26 protein-coding genes are annotated in these 15017 nt (G+C 57.3%); 25 read left to right on the top strand and 1 reads right to left on the bottom strand.

Annotated elements, in window-relative coordinates:
* On the top strand, positions 1-202 hold a 202-nt coding region (locus RUGAMON1_RS27370; protein ID WP_502806593.1), incomplete at its 5' end, for an EF-Tu C-terminal domain-related protein.
* A gap of 128 nt (positions 203-330) precedes the next feature.
* The gene (gene rpsJ / locus RUGAMON1_RS27365; protein ID WP_005663509.1) at positions 331-648 is read left to right on the top strand and encodes a 30S ribosomal protein S10; all 318 of its coding nucleotides are present in this window, start codon (positions 331-333) and stop codon (positions 646-648) included.
* A gap of 114 nt (positions 649-762) precedes the next feature.
* Here rpsJ (RUGAMON1_RS27365) and RUGAMON1_RS27360 read toward each other — a convergent pair whose 3' ends face one another.
* Complete coding sequence (locus RUGAMON1_RS27360; protein ID WP_445233467.1) at positions 763-1551, bottom strand: PEP-CTERM sorting domain-containing protein; 789 nt, start codon at positions 1549-1551, stop codon at positions 763-765.
* A 359-nt stretch (positions 1552-1910) separates the two neighbouring features.
* Here RUGAMON1_RS27360 and rpsJ (RUGAMON1_RS27355) point away from each other — a divergent pair, with 359 nt between their 5' ends.
* The 23 genes from rpsJ (RUGAMON1_RS27355) (at position 1911) to rplO (ending at position 14986) form a co-directional block, all read left to right on the top strand.
* On the top strand, positions 1911-2228 hold the full coding sequence (gene rpsJ, locus RUGAMON1_RS27355) for a 30S ribosomal protein S10 (protein ID WP_005663509.1): 318 nt from the start codon (positions 1911-1913) through the stop codon (positions 2226-2228).
* Positions 2229-2533: 305 nt separating this feature from the next.
* Positions 2534-5335, top strand: a complete 2802-nt coding sequence (locus tag RUGAMON1_RS27350) for a TonB-dependent receptor plug domain-containing protein (RefSeq protein ID WP_445233466.1) — start codon at positions 2534-2536, stop codon at positions 5333-5335.
* A gap of 114 nt (positions 5336-5449) precedes the next feature.
* On the top strand, positions 5450-5704 hold the full coding sequence (locus RUGAMON1_RS27345) for a DUF817 family protein (RefSeq protein WP_445233465.1): 255 nt from the start codon (positions 5450-5452) through the stop codon (positions 5702-5704).
* 216 nt (positions 5705-5920) lie between these two features.
* Positions 5921-6577 (top strand): 50S ribosomal protein L3, encoded by a 657-nt coding sequence (gene rplC, locus RUGAMON1_RS27340; protein WP_020704370.1) that lies wholly within the window; start codon positions 5921-5923, stop codon positions 6575-6577.
* A 3-nt stretch (positions 6578-6580) separates the two neighbouring features.
* On the top strand, positions 6581-7201 hold the full coding sequence (rplD, locus tag RUGAMON1_RS27335) for a 50S ribosomal protein L4 (RefSeq protein WP_026334873.1): 621 nt from the start codon (positions 6581-6583) through the stop codon (positions 7199-7201).
* Positions 7198-7512 (top strand): 50S ribosomal protein L23, encoded by a 315-nt coding sequence (gene rplW, locus RUGAMON1_RS27330; RefSeq protein ID WP_008444291.1) that lies wholly within the window; start codon positions 7198-7200, stop codon positions 7510-7512. The genes rplD and rplW overlap by 4 nt, the downstream gene beginning before the upstream one ends.
* Positions 7512-8339 (top strand): 50S ribosomal protein L2, encoded by an 828-nt coding sequence (gene rplB, locus RUGAMON1_RS27325; protein WP_020704372.1) that lies wholly within the window; start codon positions 7512-7514, stop codon positions 8337-8339. Before rplW ends, rplB begins: the two co-directional genes overlap by 1 nt.
* A 10-nt stretch (positions 8340-8349) precedes the next feature.
* Positions 8350-8625, top strand: a complete 276-nt coding sequence (gene rpsS, locus RUGAMON1_RS27320; RefSeq protein WP_008444295.1) for a 30S ribosomal protein S19 — start codon at positions 8350-8352, stop codon at positions 8623-8625.
* The gene (gene rplV / locus RUGAMON1_RS27315; protein ID WP_173595008.1) at positions 8622-8954 is read left to right on the top strand and encodes a 50S ribosomal protein L22; all 333 of its coding nucleotides are present in this window, start codon (positions 8622-8624) and stop codon (positions 8952-8954) included. The genes rpsS and rplV overlap by 4 nt, the downstream gene beginning before the upstream one ends.
* Positions 8955-8964: 10 nt before the next feature.
* Positions 8965-9768, top strand: a complete 804-nt coding sequence (rpsC, locus tag RUGAMON1_RS27310; protein ID WP_008444300.1) for a 30S ribosomal protein S3 — start codon at positions 8965-8967, stop codon at positions 9766-9768.
* Between the two features lie 2 nt (positions 9769-9770).
* Positions 9771-10190, top strand: coding sequence for a 50S ribosomal protein L16 (gene rplP, locus RUGAMON1_RS27305; protein WP_020704376.1), 420 nt, complete (start codon positions 9771-9773; stop codon positions 10188-10190).
* Positions 10191-10202: 12 nt separating this feature from the next.
* Positions 10203-10394: a 50S ribosomal protein L29 gene (gene rpmC / locus RUGAMON1_RS27300; protein ID WP_020704377.1), complete on the top strand. Its 192-nt coding sequence runs from the start codon at positions 10203-10205 to the stop codon at positions 10392-10394.
* Positions 10391-10660 (top strand): 30S ribosomal protein S17, encoded by a 270-nt coding sequence (gene rpsQ, locus RUGAMON1_RS27295; protein ID WP_008444314.1) that lies wholly within the window; start codon positions 10391-10393, stop codon positions 10658-10660. The genes rpmC and rpsQ overlap by 4 nt, the downstream gene beginning before the upstream one ends.
* Before the next feature lie 264 nt (positions 10661-10924).
* A complete protein-coding gene (gene rplN / locus RUGAMON1_RS27290; protein ID WP_008444317.1) occupies positions 10925-11293 on the top strand; it encodes a 50S ribosomal protein L14 in 369 nt (122 codons plus the stop codon).
* A gap of 9 nt (positions 11294-11302) precedes the next feature.
* The gene (rplX, locus tag RUGAMON1_RS27285) at positions 11303-11617 is read left to right on the top strand and encodes a 50S ribosomal protein L24 (protein ID WP_008444319.1); all 315 of its coding nucleotides are present in this window, start codon (positions 11303-11305) and stop codon (positions 11615-11617) included.
* A 6-nt stretch (positions 11618-11623) separates the two neighbouring features.
* The gene (gene rplE / locus RUGAMON1_RS27280) at positions 11624-12163 is read left to right on the top strand and encodes a 50S ribosomal protein L5 (protein ID WP_008444321.1); all 540 of its coding nucleotides are present in this window, start codon (positions 11624-11626) and stop codon (positions 12161-12163) included.
* A 7-nt stretch (positions 12164-12170) separates the two neighbouring features.
* Entirely contained in the window at positions 12171-12476 is a 306-nt protein-coding gene (gene rpsN, locus RUGAMON1_RS27275) for a 30S ribosomal protein S14 (RefSeq protein ID WP_008444324.1), read from the top strand.
* Positions 12477-12490: 14 nt separating this feature from the next.
* Complete coding sequence (gene rpsH / locus RUGAMON1_RS27270; protein WP_008444325.1) at positions 12491-12886, top strand: 30S ribosomal protein S8; 396 nt, start codon at positions 12491-12493, stop codon at positions 12884-12886.
* Between the two features lie 10 nt (positions 12887-12896).
* Positions 12897-13430 carry a 50S ribosomal protein L6 gene (gene rplF, locus RUGAMON1_RS27265; protein WP_116992807.1) on the top strand — a complete coding sequence of 178 codons (534 nt, stop codon included), beginning with the start codon at positions 12897-12899 and terminating at the stop codon, positions 13428-13430.
* Positions 13431-13443: 13 nt separating this feature from the next.
* Positions 13444-13806, top strand: a complete 363-nt coding sequence (rplR, locus tag RUGAMON1_RS27260) for a 50S ribosomal protein L18 (protein WP_020704378.1) — start codon at positions 13444-13446, stop codon at positions 13804-13806.
* 9 nt (positions 13807-13815) lie between these two features.
* Entirely contained in the window at positions 13816-14334 is a 519-nt protein-coding gene (rpsE, locus tag RUGAMON1_RS27255) for a 30S ribosomal protein S5 (RefSeq protein WP_026334874.1), read from the top strand.
* 10 nt (positions 14335-14344) lie between these two features.
* Positions 14345-14527 carry a 50S ribosomal protein L30 gene (gene rpmD / locus RUGAMON1_RS27250; protein ID WP_036623375.1) on the top strand — a complete coding sequence of 61 codons (183 nt, stop codon included), beginning with the start codon at positions 14345-14347 and terminating at the stop codon, positions 14525-14527.
* A gap of 27 nt (positions 14528-14554) precedes the next feature.
* Positions 14555-14986 (top strand): 50S ribosomal protein L15, encoded by a 432-nt coding sequence (gene rplO / locus RUGAMON1_RS27245; RefSeq protein ID WP_116992806.1) that lies wholly within the window; start codon positions 14555-14557, stop codon positions 14984-14986.
* The last annotated feature ends 31 nt before the right edge of the window (positions 14987-15017 follow it).

Here is a 15017-nt window from a genome sequence, read left to right as displayed (position 1 = left end):
TCCACAGTTCTACTTCCGTACGACTGACGTGACCGGTTCGATCGAACTGCCAGCGGACAAAGAAATGGTTATGCCAGGCGATAACGTGTCGATCACCGTCAAGCTGATCAACCCGATCGCGATGGAAGAAGGTCTGCGCTTCGCAATCCGCGAAGGCGGCCGTACCGTTGGCGCCGGCGTTGTTGCTAAAATCATCGCTTAATTTTTAAGCGCTGATGTAAAGCAGGGCCGACAAGGTGTAATACCTTGTCGGCCCTGTTGTACGAAAACCGTTCTTTTAAATATTGCTGACGCTACATAGTTGTCAGTTCGCTCTTTTGAGGAAATATCATGTCCGCACCAAACCAGAAAATCCGTATCCGCCTGAAAGCTTTCGACTACAAGCTGATCGACCAGTCCGCACTGGAAATCGTTGACACCGCTAAGCGCACCGGCGCCGTTGTCAAGGGCCCAGTCCCACTGCCAACCCGCATCCAGCGTTTCGACGTTCTGCGTTCGCCACACGTCAACAAGACCTCGCGCGACCAGTTCGAGATCCGTACCCACCAGCGCCTGATGGACATCGTCGACCCAACCGACAAGACCGTTGACGCACTGATGAAGCTGGACCTGCCAGCTGGTGTTGACGTCGAAATCAAACTGCAATAATCGTTTTCAAGCCGGCCGGCGGAGCTGTTTTCCGCCGCCAGCTGATGATGGGGCCGGGCCTGTTCGCCAACGCGAACGCGCCCGGCCCCATTGCTTTTGGCCACGCAGCGATCGTCAGGCCCGGCGGCGGCGGGCCGCCAGCAGTAGCAGCCCGCCGCCGAGCATGGCGAAGCTGGACGGCTCAGGTATCGGCGACACGTCGACCCTGCTGCTGCTCTCGGCGTGTAAATCCACGCGCTGGTTGACGTTGCTGTTGTTGGTGTAGGTGATAGCGAAATCTTGGGCGAGGTCCACGTTTTTTACATAGGGATATTGGTCGTTCGAATTGTCGAGGCCCCAGGCGGCGCTAAACTGATCGGCCTGGCTCAGCCGCATACCCATGAAGATGTATGCGTAGTCGGAAGCAGTCTTGCCGCTTCCCAGCGAGCCGTTGCCATCGGTGTATACGGTGGCATGGCCTGAGACGGTGATCGAGGTATGGGCCAGCAAGGTAAATGTTTCTACATTGGTCGATCTGGTGTAGGCGATCGGCCCGCTGATCGTCATGTCGCCGGTGGCGCTGGCCTCGGAGCGGGTGGTGGCGCCGAACATCGGACCTTGACGGGTCAGTGTGTGCGCGTAGACGGAGTCGAAGCGCAGCTCTGCCGTTTCGTTCGCGCTGGGATGTGTGATGTCGCCGCATGAGGAACATGTCTCGTCCTGCCACAAATAGCCATAAATACTACGTTGCGCGTTGCCGTTGAAGATGGCGCCGCCGGTAACGCCATCATTCGGTGTCAGGTCCAGGGTGGTGAAATGCAGGTTGGACACGCTGGCGCTTGCGTGCGCGATCTGTGCTTGGGCCAGTCCGGCATTGCCCAGCAAGGCTAGGCTGAGGCAGGTGGCGGCGATGCGATAGTTCATGAGTGTGTTCCTCAAGTGACACAGCGGATTGCTGTTTTGATAATCATACGCCAATATGTGTTAATTTGGTAATCATTCCTTTTTTGCAGCGCGACAACGCCGGCCCGGCGAAATTAAAGCCTGCGACCAGCTTCTGGCGAAGCCAGGCTCGAATCATCGCTTAATTTTTAAGCGCTGAGATGAAACACGGCCGGCATGGTGTGATACCATATCGGGCTTAGCAGGGAATTCGCGGGGCTTGCCCCGCGCCTGCGTGCGGCCCGCCCTTGCAAGGGCGGGCTCCTTGCCGGTATCAAACTCGTTCTTTTAAACATTGCTGACGCTACATAGTTGTCAGTTCGCTCTTTTGAGGAAATATCATGTCCGCACCAAACCAGAAAATCCGTATCCGCCTGAAAGCTTTCGACTACAAGCTGATCGACCAGTCCGCACTGGAAATCGTTGACACCGCTAAGCGCACCGGCGCCGTTGTCAAGGGCCCAGTCCCACTGCCAACCCGCATCCAGCGTTTCGACGTTCTGCGTTCGCCACACGTCAACAAGACCTCGCGCGACCAGTTCGAGATCCGTACCCACCAGCGCCTGATGGACATCGTCGACCCAACCGACAAGACCGTTGACGCACTGATGAAGCTGGACCTGCCAGCTGGTGTCGACGTCGAAATCAAACTGCAATAATCGTTTTCAAGCCGGCCGGCGGAGCTGTTTTTCCGCCGCCAGCTGATGATGGGGCCGGGCCTGTTCGCCAACGCGAACGCGCCCGGCCCCATTGTCGTTTGGGCCATTGTTTTTGAAGGAAATTGTTCCGGAAAACAACAAACACACTCCTAAACTAACTAAATTGTAATGTAACGTTCTGTATCCCTTGTCACCTGCACCATGTGTGTGCAAAATTTGCGATAGACGTGAAAAGCTAGGTCTACCTTACCCCGGTGGACGATAGCGAACGCGCAGATTATCTACACCACATCTGGGAGCAGTTCTTGAATAAACCACTTTTTAAAAAAAGTGCGATCGCTATCGCATTGACCGTCGCTTTCTCGCAGCACGCCTACGCTCAGCAAGCCGCTGACACCGAACCTAAACTCCAACGCGTCGAAATTACCGGTTCCAGCATCAAGCGCACCGACAACGAAGCCGCCGCATCGGTCCAGGTCCTGACCCGCGACGATATCGAGCGTACCGGTCAGCACACGGTGCTGGGCCTGCTGCGTTCGTCGAGCGCCACCAGCACCAACATCAACTCGGCAACCGCCAGCTCGGGCAGCTTCGCCACCGGTTCGTCCGGCATCGAAATGCGCAACCTGGGCAAGGTCTCGACCCTGATCCTGGTCAACGGCCGCCGCATTGCGCCGTACGGCCTGGCTGACGGCGCCCAGGAAAACTTCACCAATCTGGATGCGATCCCGACCGACGCGGTAGAGCGCATCGAGATCCTGAAGGACGGCGCTTCGGCCATCTACGGTTCCGACGCCATCGCCGGCGTGATCAACATCATCCTGCGCAAGGACTACGAAGGCGGCAAGGTCACGGTCAACTACGAGACCGCCGACGGCTTCCAGGACAACCGCAACCGCAGCGTCTCGGCGATCTACGGCTACGGCGACATCGACAAGCAGGGCTTCAACACCTACGTCACCTTCGAAGGCTACAAGCGTGACGGCTACACCATGGGCGAAATGCGCGGCAAGTACCCTGACTGGTACCGCAAGACCCCTGGCCACTCGACCTGGGATGCCAAGAGTCCCTACTCGCCGACCGGTAACTACTTCTTCAACAGCGCCAAGATCGTCGCCGGCGCCGGCTGCCCGGCCGACCAGATCGACCCGACCGACAAGCTGTGCAAATGGGACGCGCTGCCGAGCACTGGCCTGACCACCAACAACAAGCGCTATGCGGCGATGAGCAATACCCACTTCAAGATTGGCGCCAATATCGACGCCAACTTTGAGCTGATGACAGCCGGCGCCACCAACGATTACATCGTTGCACCGTTCAGCACCAACAACGGCGGCACCACCACCGGCACCAGCGTCTGGTACAACGCGATCGACGGCAAGATGGTCGGCCCGTTCTCCTATCCGAAACTGCCAATCGGCAACAACGGCAATCCATATCCGCAAGCGATCGAACTGCGCGCGCGCCTGCTGGACACCGGCGACGGCTTCAACTTCAACCGCACCGAGTCCGACCAGACCCGCGCCATGCTGGCTTTGAACGGCACCCTGGGCGACTACGACTGGAAATCGGCGGCTGGTTACATGACCTCGTCGGCCACCAAGGCCACCCGCGCGCCTAGCGCCAAGGGCTACACCGACGCGATCGTCAACAACACCTACAAGTTCGGCCAGAAAAACGATCCGGCCCTGCTGGAAGCGATGTTCCCGGTCCGTACCACCAAGGGTAAATCGAAGATTTCCTTCTTCGACGCCACCGTGTCCGGCGCCGTTGCCCAGCTGCCAGCCGGTCCGCTGAGCGTCGCCGTGGGTACCGACCTGCGTCGCGAATCGTATGAAATGGCGAGTTCGGACAACGTCCTGCGCGGCGACCTAGTCGGCATCTTCGGCTTGCAAGTCAAGGACACCGTCAGCCACTACGCGGTGTTCACCGAAGCAACCATCCCGGTCGTCAAGAAGCTGGAATTGAGCGCCGCTCTGCGCGCCGACAAAACCAGCGGCAGCGAAGCCCACGTCTCGCCTAAGGTCGGCCTGAAGTTCAATGCCACCGAAACCCTGCTGCTGCGCGGTACGGTCTCGGGCGGTTTCCGCGCGCCGAACATCGTTGAATCCGGTAACGGCCTGGGTCGTAGCTCCGTCGCGACCAACGTCAACGACCTGCGTCGCTGCCCGACCGCCACCGCGCTGAACGACCTGGTGCAGAAGTCGCCAACCGCGACCACCACCGACAAGGCGATCGCCAACACCTTCCTGAACAACGATTGCAAGGCTCCGCTGCCGAGCTTTGTGTCGTCGAATCCTGACCTGAAGCCGGAAACCTCGCGCTCGTACACGCTGGGCATGGTGTTTGAGCCGGTCAAGAACTGGACCCTGGCACTCGACTACTACAATATCGAGCGCAAGGACGAAATCGGCACCCGCGCCGTGGGCGACGTACTGAAAGGCGAGGCTTCGCTGCCAGCCGGCCAACTGCTGCGCACGGACAACACCGCTGCGGACAACGAGTTCATCGCGCTGGCCAAGAAGTATGCGCCTGGCACCACCGTCAACTTCGGTGGCGTTGGCAAGCTGGGCCTGGTCTATAACCCATACGTCAACAGCGGCAAGACCCGCGCTTCGGGCTTCGACTTCGACGTGGCTGGCCGCGTGAAGATCCAGAACGTCGGCGATCTGCGCCTGAAACTGGAAGGCACCTACGCGCTGAACTACCAAGTGTTCGAAGTGGCTGACAACGCCTACGGCATGAACTCCGCCGGTAACTACGACGCCGGTTCGCGTCTGCGTACCAAGCTGCGTGCTTCGCTGAAAGTTGGCGCGTTCGACCACGGCGCCACCGTCAACTACACCGGCGGCTACAGCCTGAACAGCGACGACAACCTGACCTTCTGCGCAACCAGCAATGTCAGCGCCGCCAACATGCCCGCATGCGAACGCGTACGCAGCAACACCACGCTGGACTACAACCTGTCGTACTCCGGTATCAAGAACGTGAAGCTGAGTGTCTACATCAACAACCTGTTGAACAAGGACGCGCAAGTGAACTATCGTGACACGTTCACCACGCCGCAGTTCCGCACCTTCGCAGCAAGCGCTTCCTACACGTTCTAATCGTTTGGAACGGGAAGTCTGAAAACCGGGCACTCGCTGCCCGGTTTTTTTTCGTCTGTTGCTGCTGGACAGGCGCGCGCCGCGGCGCTAGAGTCGCTTGCCAAATACTCAACCTTGACCACCATGCTTGCTGCGCTGGAGCGCCGCATGCCGGTGCTGCTGGCCTTCGTGCTGATCGGCTTTTTCATCTGGCTGGCCGAGAATATCAGCACGTTCTGGGGCGTGTGGCGCTATCCCAACCAGCTGGGCGCCTGGTCGGCGGTACACGTCAGCAAGTGGAGTTCCTGGTCGCTGCTGGTGGTGATGACCTTTACCATCGTCGCCCATCTGAAGCACATCAAGGCCAGCATCCACGTGCCTGAGCGCTGAGCGCCAGCCCGCATGGCGCCAGCGTTTGCGCGCGCCGCCGCCGCCGTCCCCGTAAAGCCGCGGAAACCCGACATACCTCGTATTAAGTTGTTGCGTCAAGGGTCTTTTCGCGCTACACTAGCCGGCTTCGGTATGGATACGTCTTTTTATTGGTCCGTACTAATTTTAGTAGTTCAACATATCCCCGCCCAATCGTAGGTGGGAATTGGAGAAAAAATGAGCCTTGGCCTTCTCGGTCGCAAGGTTGGTATGATGCGCATCTTCACCGATGACGGGGATTCGATCCCAGTCACCGTGTTGGACGTATCGAACAACCGTGTTGCGCAAATCAAAACTCCTGAAACCGACGGTTATACCGCGGTTCAGGTCGCATTCGGTCAACGTCGCGCTTCCCGCGTAACGAAGGCTGTTGCTGGTCACCACGCTAAAGCCGGTGTCGAAGCTGGTACTCTGTTGAAAGAGTTCCGCGTTGACGCAGCCAAAGCTGCCGAACTGAAAGCTGGCGACGTTGTTGCTGCTTCCCTGTTCGAAGTCGGTCAAAAGATCGACGTTCAAGGTGTCACGATCGGTAAAGGCTACGCCGGTACCATCAAGCGTCACCACTTTGCTTCGGGCCGTGCTACCCACGGTAACTCCCGTTCGCACAATGTTCCAGGTTCCATCGGTATGGCGCAAGATCCAGGCCGCGTGTTCCCTGGTAAGCGCATGACCGGCCACCTCGGTGACGTCACCCGCACTGTGCAGAACCTCGAAATCGCCCGTATCGATGCCGACCGTCAGCTGCTGCTGGTCAAAGGCGCGATCCCAGGCGCGAAAAATGGCCAGGTTGTCGTATCGCCTGCTGTCAAAGTTAAAGCAAAGAAGGGAGCTTAAACGATGGAACTCAAGCTCTTGAACGCTCAAGGTCAAGCCGCCTCTAACGTAGCTGCCGCCGACACCATTTTCGGCCGTGACTACAACGAAGCCCTGATCCACCAAGTCGTCGTTGCTTACCAAGCCAATGCTCGCAGCGGCAACCGTAAACAAAAAGACCGTGAAGAAGTCCACCACACGACCAAGAAGCCATGGCGCCAAAAAGGTACCGGCCGTGCTCGTGCTGGTATGTCGTCGTCGCCACTGTGGCGCGGCGGTGGTCGCATCTTCCCGAACTCGCCTGACGAGAACTTCACCCACAAAGTGAACAAGAAGATGTATCGCGCAGGTATCTGCTCGATCCTGTCCCAGCTGGCCCGCGAAGATCGCCTGACGATCATCGAAGACCTGACGATCGAAGCGCCAAAGACCAAGCTGCTGTCGCAAAAGCTGACCGGCATGGGCTTTGACTCGGTTCTGATCATCACCGACGTCGCCAACGAAAACCTGGAACTGGCATCGCGTAACCTGCCTAACGTACTGGTTGTTGAACCACGTCACGCAGATCCAATGTCCCTGGTGTTCTACAAGAAGATCCTGGTCACGAAAGCTGCACTGGCCAAGATTGAGGAGATGCTGGCATGAGCGCATTGAAATTTAGCGAAGAGCGCCTGATGAAGGTGCTGCTGGCTCCGGTCATTTCCGAAAAGGCCACCATGGTCGCGGAAAAGAACGAACAGATCGTGTTCCGTGTAACCACCGACGCGACCAAGCCAGAAATCAAAGCCGCTGTTGAACTGCTGTTCAAAGTGGAAGTGGAATCGGTGCAGACCGTCAACCGCGAAGGTAAGCAGAAGCGTTCCGGTGCTCACACCGGCCGCCGCAACCATACCAAGCGTGCTTTCGTGTGCCTGAAACCTGGCCAGGAAATCAATTTCTCCGAGGAGGCTAAATAATGGCACTCGTTAAGATGAAGCCAACCTCCCCAGGCCGTCGCGGCATGGTGAAAGTTGTGAACCCGGACCTGTACAAAGGTCGTCCGTTCGCAGCCCTGGTTGAGAAAAAATCGAAAACTGCTGGTCGTAACAACAACGGCCACATCACCACCCGCCACATCGGCGGTGGTCACAAGCAGCACTATCGCCTGATCGACTTCAAGCGTCAGAAGGATGGCATTCCAGCGAAAGTGGAACGTATCGAATACGATCCAAACCGCACCGCGAATATCGCCCTGCTGTGCTACGCCGACGGCGAACGCCAGTACATCATCGCAACCAAGGGCATGTCCGTTGGCGATGCAGTGATGAATGGTTCGGAAGCGCCGATCAAGTCGGGCAACTGCCTGCCGATCCGCAACATCCCGGTCGGTACCGTCATGCACTGCGTCGAAATGCTGCCAGGTAAGGGTGCCCAAATGGCCCGTTCCGCCGGCGCCGGCGTGGTCCTGATGGCCCGTGACGGCACCTACGCTCAGGTTCGCCTGCGTTCGGGTGAAGTGCGTCGCGTGCACATCGAGTGCCGTGCAACCGTGGGTGAAGTCGGCAATGCCGAACACAGCCTGCGTAAAATCGGTAAAGCTGGTGCGATGCGCTGGCGCGGTGTTCGTCCTACCGTTCGCGGTGTGGTCATGAACCCGGTCGATCACCCGCACGGTGGTGGTGAAGGTAAAACTGCAGCTGGTCGTCATCCAGTGTCGCCTTGGGGCCAACAGACTAAGGGTAAGAAGACCCGCAGCAACAAGCGTACTTCTTCCATGATCGTCTCGCGCCGCGGCAAGAAATAAGGGGTAGCACATGACTCGTTCATTGAAAAAAGGGCCGTTCTGTGACGCCCACCTGGTGAAAAAAGTCGAAGCCGCGCAAGCTGCCAAAGACAAAAAGCCAATCAAAACCTGGTCCCGTCGTTCGACCATCATGCCTGACTTCATCGGCCTGACGATCGCCGTCCACAATGGCAAGCTGCACGTGCCAGTGTACGTTTCCGAGAACATGGTTGGTCACAAGCTCGGTGAATTCGCGCTGACCCGCACGTTCAAGGGCCATGCCGCTGACAAGAAGGCGAAGAAATAATGGAAACCAAAGCTATCCTCAAGGGTGTGCGCTTGTCGGATCAGAAAGGTCGCCTCGTGGCTGACCAGATCCGCGGCAAGAAAGTTGACGCTGCACTCAACATTCTGCAATTCAGCCCAAAAAAGGGCGCGACCATCATCAAGAAAGTGCTGGAGTCCGCAATCGCGAACGCCGAGCACAATGATGGCGCCGACATCGACGAACTGTTCGTAAAAGTCATTTACGTCGAAAAGGGCCCGATCCTGAAGCGCTTCACTGCACGCGCTAAGGGCCGGGGCGATCGCATCTCGAAACAATCGTGTCACATTTACGTGACCGTCGGCAACTAAGGAGCTAAAAATGGGTCAAAAAATTCACCCAACCGGCTTCCGCCTGTCGGTTACCCGTAACTGGGCATCGCGTTGGTACGCGGGCAACAGCAACTTCGCTTCGATGCTGAACGAAGATCTGAAGGCACGCGCTTACCTGAAGACCAAGCTGAAGAACGCTTCGGTCGGCCGCATCGTCATCGAGCGCCCAGCCAAGAACGCACGTTTCACGATCTACAGCTCGCGTCCAGGCGTGGTCATTGGTAAAAAAGGCGAAGACATCGAAGTACTGAAGTCGGCGCTGACCAAGATCATGGGCGTTCCTGTCCACGTGAACATCGAAGAGATCCGCAAGCCGGAAATCGACTCGCAACTGATCGCCGATTCCATCGCTCAACAGCTGGAAAAACGCATCATGTTCCGTCGCGCCATGAAGCGCGCGATGCAAAACGCCATGCGTCTGGGTGCCCTGGGCATCAAGATCATGTCGTCGGGTCGTCTGAACGGTATCGAAATCGCTCGTAAAGAGTGGTATCGCGAAGGCCGTGTGCCACTGCACACCCTGCGCGCCGATATCGACTACGGCACCAGCGAAGCTTCGACCACCTACGGCATCATCGGTGTCAAGGTCTGGGTATACAAGGGTGACCGCGCGCCGAACGGCGATGCACCAGTCATCGATACCCCGCCGGACGAGAAGAAGCCACGTGGCCCACGTCGTGACGACGGCAAACCAGCTGGCCGTCCGCGTCCAGCAGGCGCCGGCGCCAAGCCAGCGGCTCCAGGCGCTCGTGTTCGCACTGCCGCCAAGCCGGCCGAGAAAGCAGGAGAATAATCATGCTGCAACCAGCACGCAGGAAGTATCGTAAAGAGCAGAAAGGCCGTAACACCGGCATTTCGCATGGCACCGGCACTTCGGTGTCGTTCGGTGAGTTCGGTCTGAAAGCCGTTGCCCGTGGTCGTATCACGGCACGCCAGATCGAAGCCGCACGTCGCGCCATGACCCGTCACATCAAACGTGGTGGCCGTATCTGGATTCGCATCTTCCCGGACAAGCCAATTTCGAACAAGCCTGCCGAAGTCCGTATGGGTAACGGTAAGGGTAATCCGGAATACTACGTCGCTGAAATCCGTCCGGGCAAAGTCCTGTACGAAATGGACGGCGTAGACGAAGTACTGGCGCGCGAAGCATTCCGCCTGGCCGCTGCCAAACTGCCGCTGGCGACCACCTTCGTGGTCCGTCAAGTCGGCCAATAACAGGAGTGAAATATGAAAGCATCTGAACTCCGCGGCAAAGACCAGGCAGCTCTGCAAAAAGAGCTGAATGACCTGTTGAAGGCCCAGTTCGGCCTGCGTATGCAAACCGCTACGCAGCAGCTGAGCAACACTTCGCAGCTCAAGAAGGTACGTCGCGATATCGCACGTGTAAAAACGGTAATGAACACGAAGGAAGCCAAATGACCGAACCAGTAAAGTCGCTCAAGCGCACCCTGATCGGTAAAGTGGTGTCCGACAAGATGGACAAAACCGTCACCGTTCTGATCGAACGTCACGTCAAGCATCCTTTGTACGGCAAGATCATCGTGCGCTCGAACAAGTATCACGCGCACGACGAGACCAACCAGGTGAAAGCCGGTGACACGGTGGAAATCGTGGAAGGTCGTCCGATCTCCAAAACGAAGGCATGGACCGTGACGCGCGTGGTGCAAGCCGCGCAAATCGTTTAATTGAAGTCGTCGCCTCCGGTCTTCGGGCCGGGGGCGATTTTCAATTAGTTCTTGCAAGCCCGCGAGTTGTATGTAATACTTGCGGGCTTCGTTCATGTAACGCCGCAAAGTGTCTGGCCACAGACGCTGAACCGTGCGGTCAGTAGCAAGACGAAGGTCAAGCACCCAAACAGTGGGCTCTTCATGAGCGCTCTGGCGGGACCAAGACTGACCGCAGGTCCGCATTGTGTGGATTCTTCGGCTTAAGTTGGGAAAGAGAATACTATGATTCAAACTGAAAGCCGGCTCGAAGTGGCTGACAATACCGGTGCCAAAGAAGTAATGTGCATCAAGGTATTGGGCGGCTCCAAGCGCCGTTATGCTGGCATCGGCGACGTGATCAAGGTAACCGTTAAGGTTGCTGCGCCACGCGGTCGTGTCAAAAAAGGTGAAATTTATAACGCCGTGGTAGTGCGCACCGCTAAAGGTGTTCGCCGCCAAGACGGTTCCCTGGTGAAGTTCGACGGCAATGCTGCCGTTCTGCTGAACGCCAAGCTGGAACCGATCGGTACCCGTATTTTTGGACCAGTGACGCGCGAGCTGCGTACTGAAAAGTTCATGAAGATCGTGTCCCTGGCACCGGAAGTCCTGTAAGGAGTCGTAATGGATAAGATTCGTAAAAACGACGAAGTCATCGTTCTGACCGGGAAAGACAAGGGCAAACGTGGCGTCGTTCAGCAGCGTATCGATGCTGAGCATGTCGTGGTTGAAGGCGTCAACGTCGCTAAAAAAGCGACCAAGCCTAACCCAATGACTGGCGTACAAGGTGGTATCGTCGATAAGACTATGCCGATTCACGTGTCCAACGTTGCATTGTTCAATGCAGCGACTGGCAAGGCAGACCGTGTCGGTTTCAAAGAAGTGGATGGCAAAAAAGTCCGCGTCTTCAAATCGTCCGGCGAAGTAGTGAAGGCTTAAGAAATCATGGCACGTCTCCAAGAATTCTATAAAGAAAAAGTCGTCGCTGACCTGACCGCGAAATTCGGTTACAAGTCGGTGATGGAAGTTCCACGTCTGACCAAGATCACCCTGAACATGGGTGTCGGTGAGGCTATCGCGGACAAGAAAGTCCTCGAACACGCTGTCGGCGACCTGACTAAGATTGCTGGCCAGAAGCCAGTGACCACCAAGTCGCGCAAAGCTATCGCGGGTTTCAAAATCCGTGAAGGCTACCCGATCGGTACCATGGTCACCCTGCGCGGCGCTCGCATGTACGAGTTCCTGGATCGCTTCATCACCGTGGCTCTGCCGCGCGTGCGCGATTTCCGTGGTGTCAATGGCCGTTCGTTCGATGGTCGTGGTAACTACAACATCGGTGTCAAAGAGCAGATCATCTTCCCGGAAATCGAGTACGACAAGATCGATGCGCTGCGTGGTATGAATATTTCGATCACCACCACCGCCAAGACCGACGACGAAGCGAAAGCTCTGCTCGCCGCCTTTAAATTCCCGTTCAGGAACTAAGAAGATCATGGCAAAACTCGCACTGATTAACCGTGAGCAGAAACGCGTCGACCTGGCAAACAAGTTTGCTGCCAAGCGCGCTTCGCTGAAGGCCATCATTGATGACCAGTCGAAGTCGGAAGAAGAACGTTACGAAGCGCGCCTGAAACTGCAAGCGCTGCCACGTAACTCGGCTCCGACCCGCCAGCGTAACCGCTGCGCCGTCACCGGTCGTCCACGCGGCACCTTCCGTAAATTCGGTCTGGGCCGTATCAAGCTCCGTGAATTCGCCATGCGTGGTGAGATCCCGGGTATGACTAAAGCAAGCTGGTAATAGGAGAATATGCAATGAGTATGAGCGATCCTATCGCCGATATGCTGACCCGCATTCGTAACGCCCAAGGCGTGCAAAAGACGACCGTGGCCATGCCATCGTCGAAAGTTAAAATTGCGATTGCCAACGTCCTCAAGGACGAGGGTTACATTGAAGATTTCGCCGTAGCCGAAGCTGGTGGCAAAGCGGAACTGAAAATCGGTTTGAAGTATTATGTTGGCCGTCCCGTCATTGAGCGCCTTGAGCGCGTGTCCCGTCCGGGCCTGCGCGTCTACAAGGGCAAAGACGAGATCCCTACTGTGATGAATGGCTTGGGTGTGGCGATCGTGTCGACTCCGCAAGGCGTCATGACTGACCGCAAAGCACGCGCTACCGGTGTCGGCGGCGAAGTTATTTGCTACGTCGCATAAGGAGTTAGACATGTCTCGTGTAGCTAAAATGCCAATCGCTGTGCCAGCTGGCGCTGAAGTCGCCATCTCCGCAGCAGCGATCACCGTCAAGGGCCCGCTGGGCGTCTTGACCCAGGCCCTGAACGGCCAGGTAACGGTGGAAAACAATGCAGGAACCCTGAGCTTTGCCGCCGCTAATGACAGCCGCGAAGCCAATGCCATGTCCGGTACGCTGCGCGCACTGGTCAACAACATGGTCACCGGCGTGACCAAGGGTTTCGAGAAAAAGCTGAACCTGGTCGGTGTGGGTTACAAGGCGCAAGCGCAAGGCGACAAGCTGAATCTGTCGCTGGGCTTCTCGCACCCTGTCGTGCACTCGATGCCAGCCGGCGTCACCTGCGCAACCGCAACGCCGACGGAGATCATCATCAAAGGGATCGACCGTCAGCAAGTGGGCCAAGTGGCTGCTGAAGTTCGCGCTTACCGCTCCCCTGAGCCTTACAAGGGCAAGGGCGTCCGTTATTCGGACGAAGTGGTTAAGATTAAAGAAACCAAGAAGAAGTAACTAGGGGCTGACGATGGACAAGAAAGAATCACGTCTGCGCCGCGGACGCCAAACCCGGATCAAGATCGCGCAACAGAAAGTGAACCGCCTGTCGGTACACCGCACTAACCTGCATATCTACGCGAACCTGATCTCGCCGGATGCCAAAATTCTGGTATCGGCGTCCACGGCAGAAGTCGAAGTGCGCAACGAACTGGCTGGCAAATCGGGCAAGGGCGGCAACGCTGCTGCTGCCGCGATCGTCGGCAAGCGCGTCGCAGAGAAAGCACTGAAAGCAGGGATTACCGAAGTCGCGTTTGACCGCTCCGGTTTCCGTTACCACGGCCGTGTGAAGGCGCTGGCAGAAGCCGCGCGCGAAGCCGGTCTGAAGTTCTAAGGAACGATCATGGCAAAAATGCAAGCAAAAATGGCAAGCGACAAGCCGGATGACGGCATGCGCGAAAAAATGATCGCGATCAACCGCGTGACCAAAGTGGTCAAGGGTGGTCGTATCATGGGTTTCGCCGCGCTGACCGTGGTTGGTGACGGCGATGGCCGCATCGGCATGGGCAAGGGCAAGTCGAAGGAAGTCCCGGTTGGTGTGCAAAAGGCAATGGAAGAAGCCCGTCGCAACCTGATCAAGGTCAACCTGAAGAACGGCACCCTGCAGCACACCGTTACCGGTCGTCACGGCGCGTCGAAAGTAATGATGTCGCCTGCTAAACCAGGTACCGGCGTCATCGCTGGCGGCGCAATGCGCGCAATCTTCGAAGTAATGGGCGTGACCGACGTCGTGGCGAAATCCACCGGCTCGAGCAACCCTTACAACCTGGTGCGCGCCACGCTGGATGGTCTGGCAAAAATGAGTACTCCTGCTGAGATTGCTGCGAAACGCGGCAAGTCGGTAGAAGAGATCCTGGGCTAAGGTGGACATTATGACAACTAAAACCGTCAAAGTACAATTGGTCAAGGGCTTGATCGGCACGCGTGAAGACCACCGTGCCACCGTTCGCGGTCTGGGTCTGCGTCGTGTTAACTCGGTTGCCGAGTTGCAGGACACCCCATCCGTGCGCGGCATGATCAACAAAGTCTCGTACCTCGTTAAAGTAGTTGCGTAAGCCCCCGGGCTTACACACGGAGAAATCATGGAACTGAATACCATACAACCAGCCGATGGCGCTAAGCACTACAAGCGTCGCGTCGGCCGCGGTATCGGCTCCGGTCTGGGTAAAACCTCGGGCCGTGGTCACAAGGGTCAAAAATCGCGTTCGGGCGGCTTCCACAAAGTCGGTTTCGAAGGCGGTCAGATGCCTCTGCAACGCCGTCTGCCTAAGCGCGGTTTCAAGTCGCTCAACGCCACCTTCAAAGCTGAAGTGCGTCTGTCCGACCTGAACAACCTGGCCGTTGGCGACATCGACATCCTGGTCCTGAAGCAAGCTGGCGTACTGGGCGTGCTGGCACGCGACGTGCGCGTCATTCTGTCCGGCGAGATCACCAAAGCGGTGAACCTCAAAGGCCTGAAAGTGACCGCTGGCGCGAAAGCCGCCATCGAAGCAGCCGGCGGCTCGGTAGCCTGAGTTGACCGCTAACAGCTTGATCGGAGCGAAA

This window comes from Duganella rhizosphaerae (assembly GCF_040364205.1).
Classification (GTDB): Bacteria; Pseudomonadota; Gammaproteobacteria; order Burkholderiales; family Burkholderiaceae_D; genus Rugamonas; species Rugamonas rhizosphaerae.
This window is presented reverse-complemented; position numbering and strand designations above follow the sequence as displayed.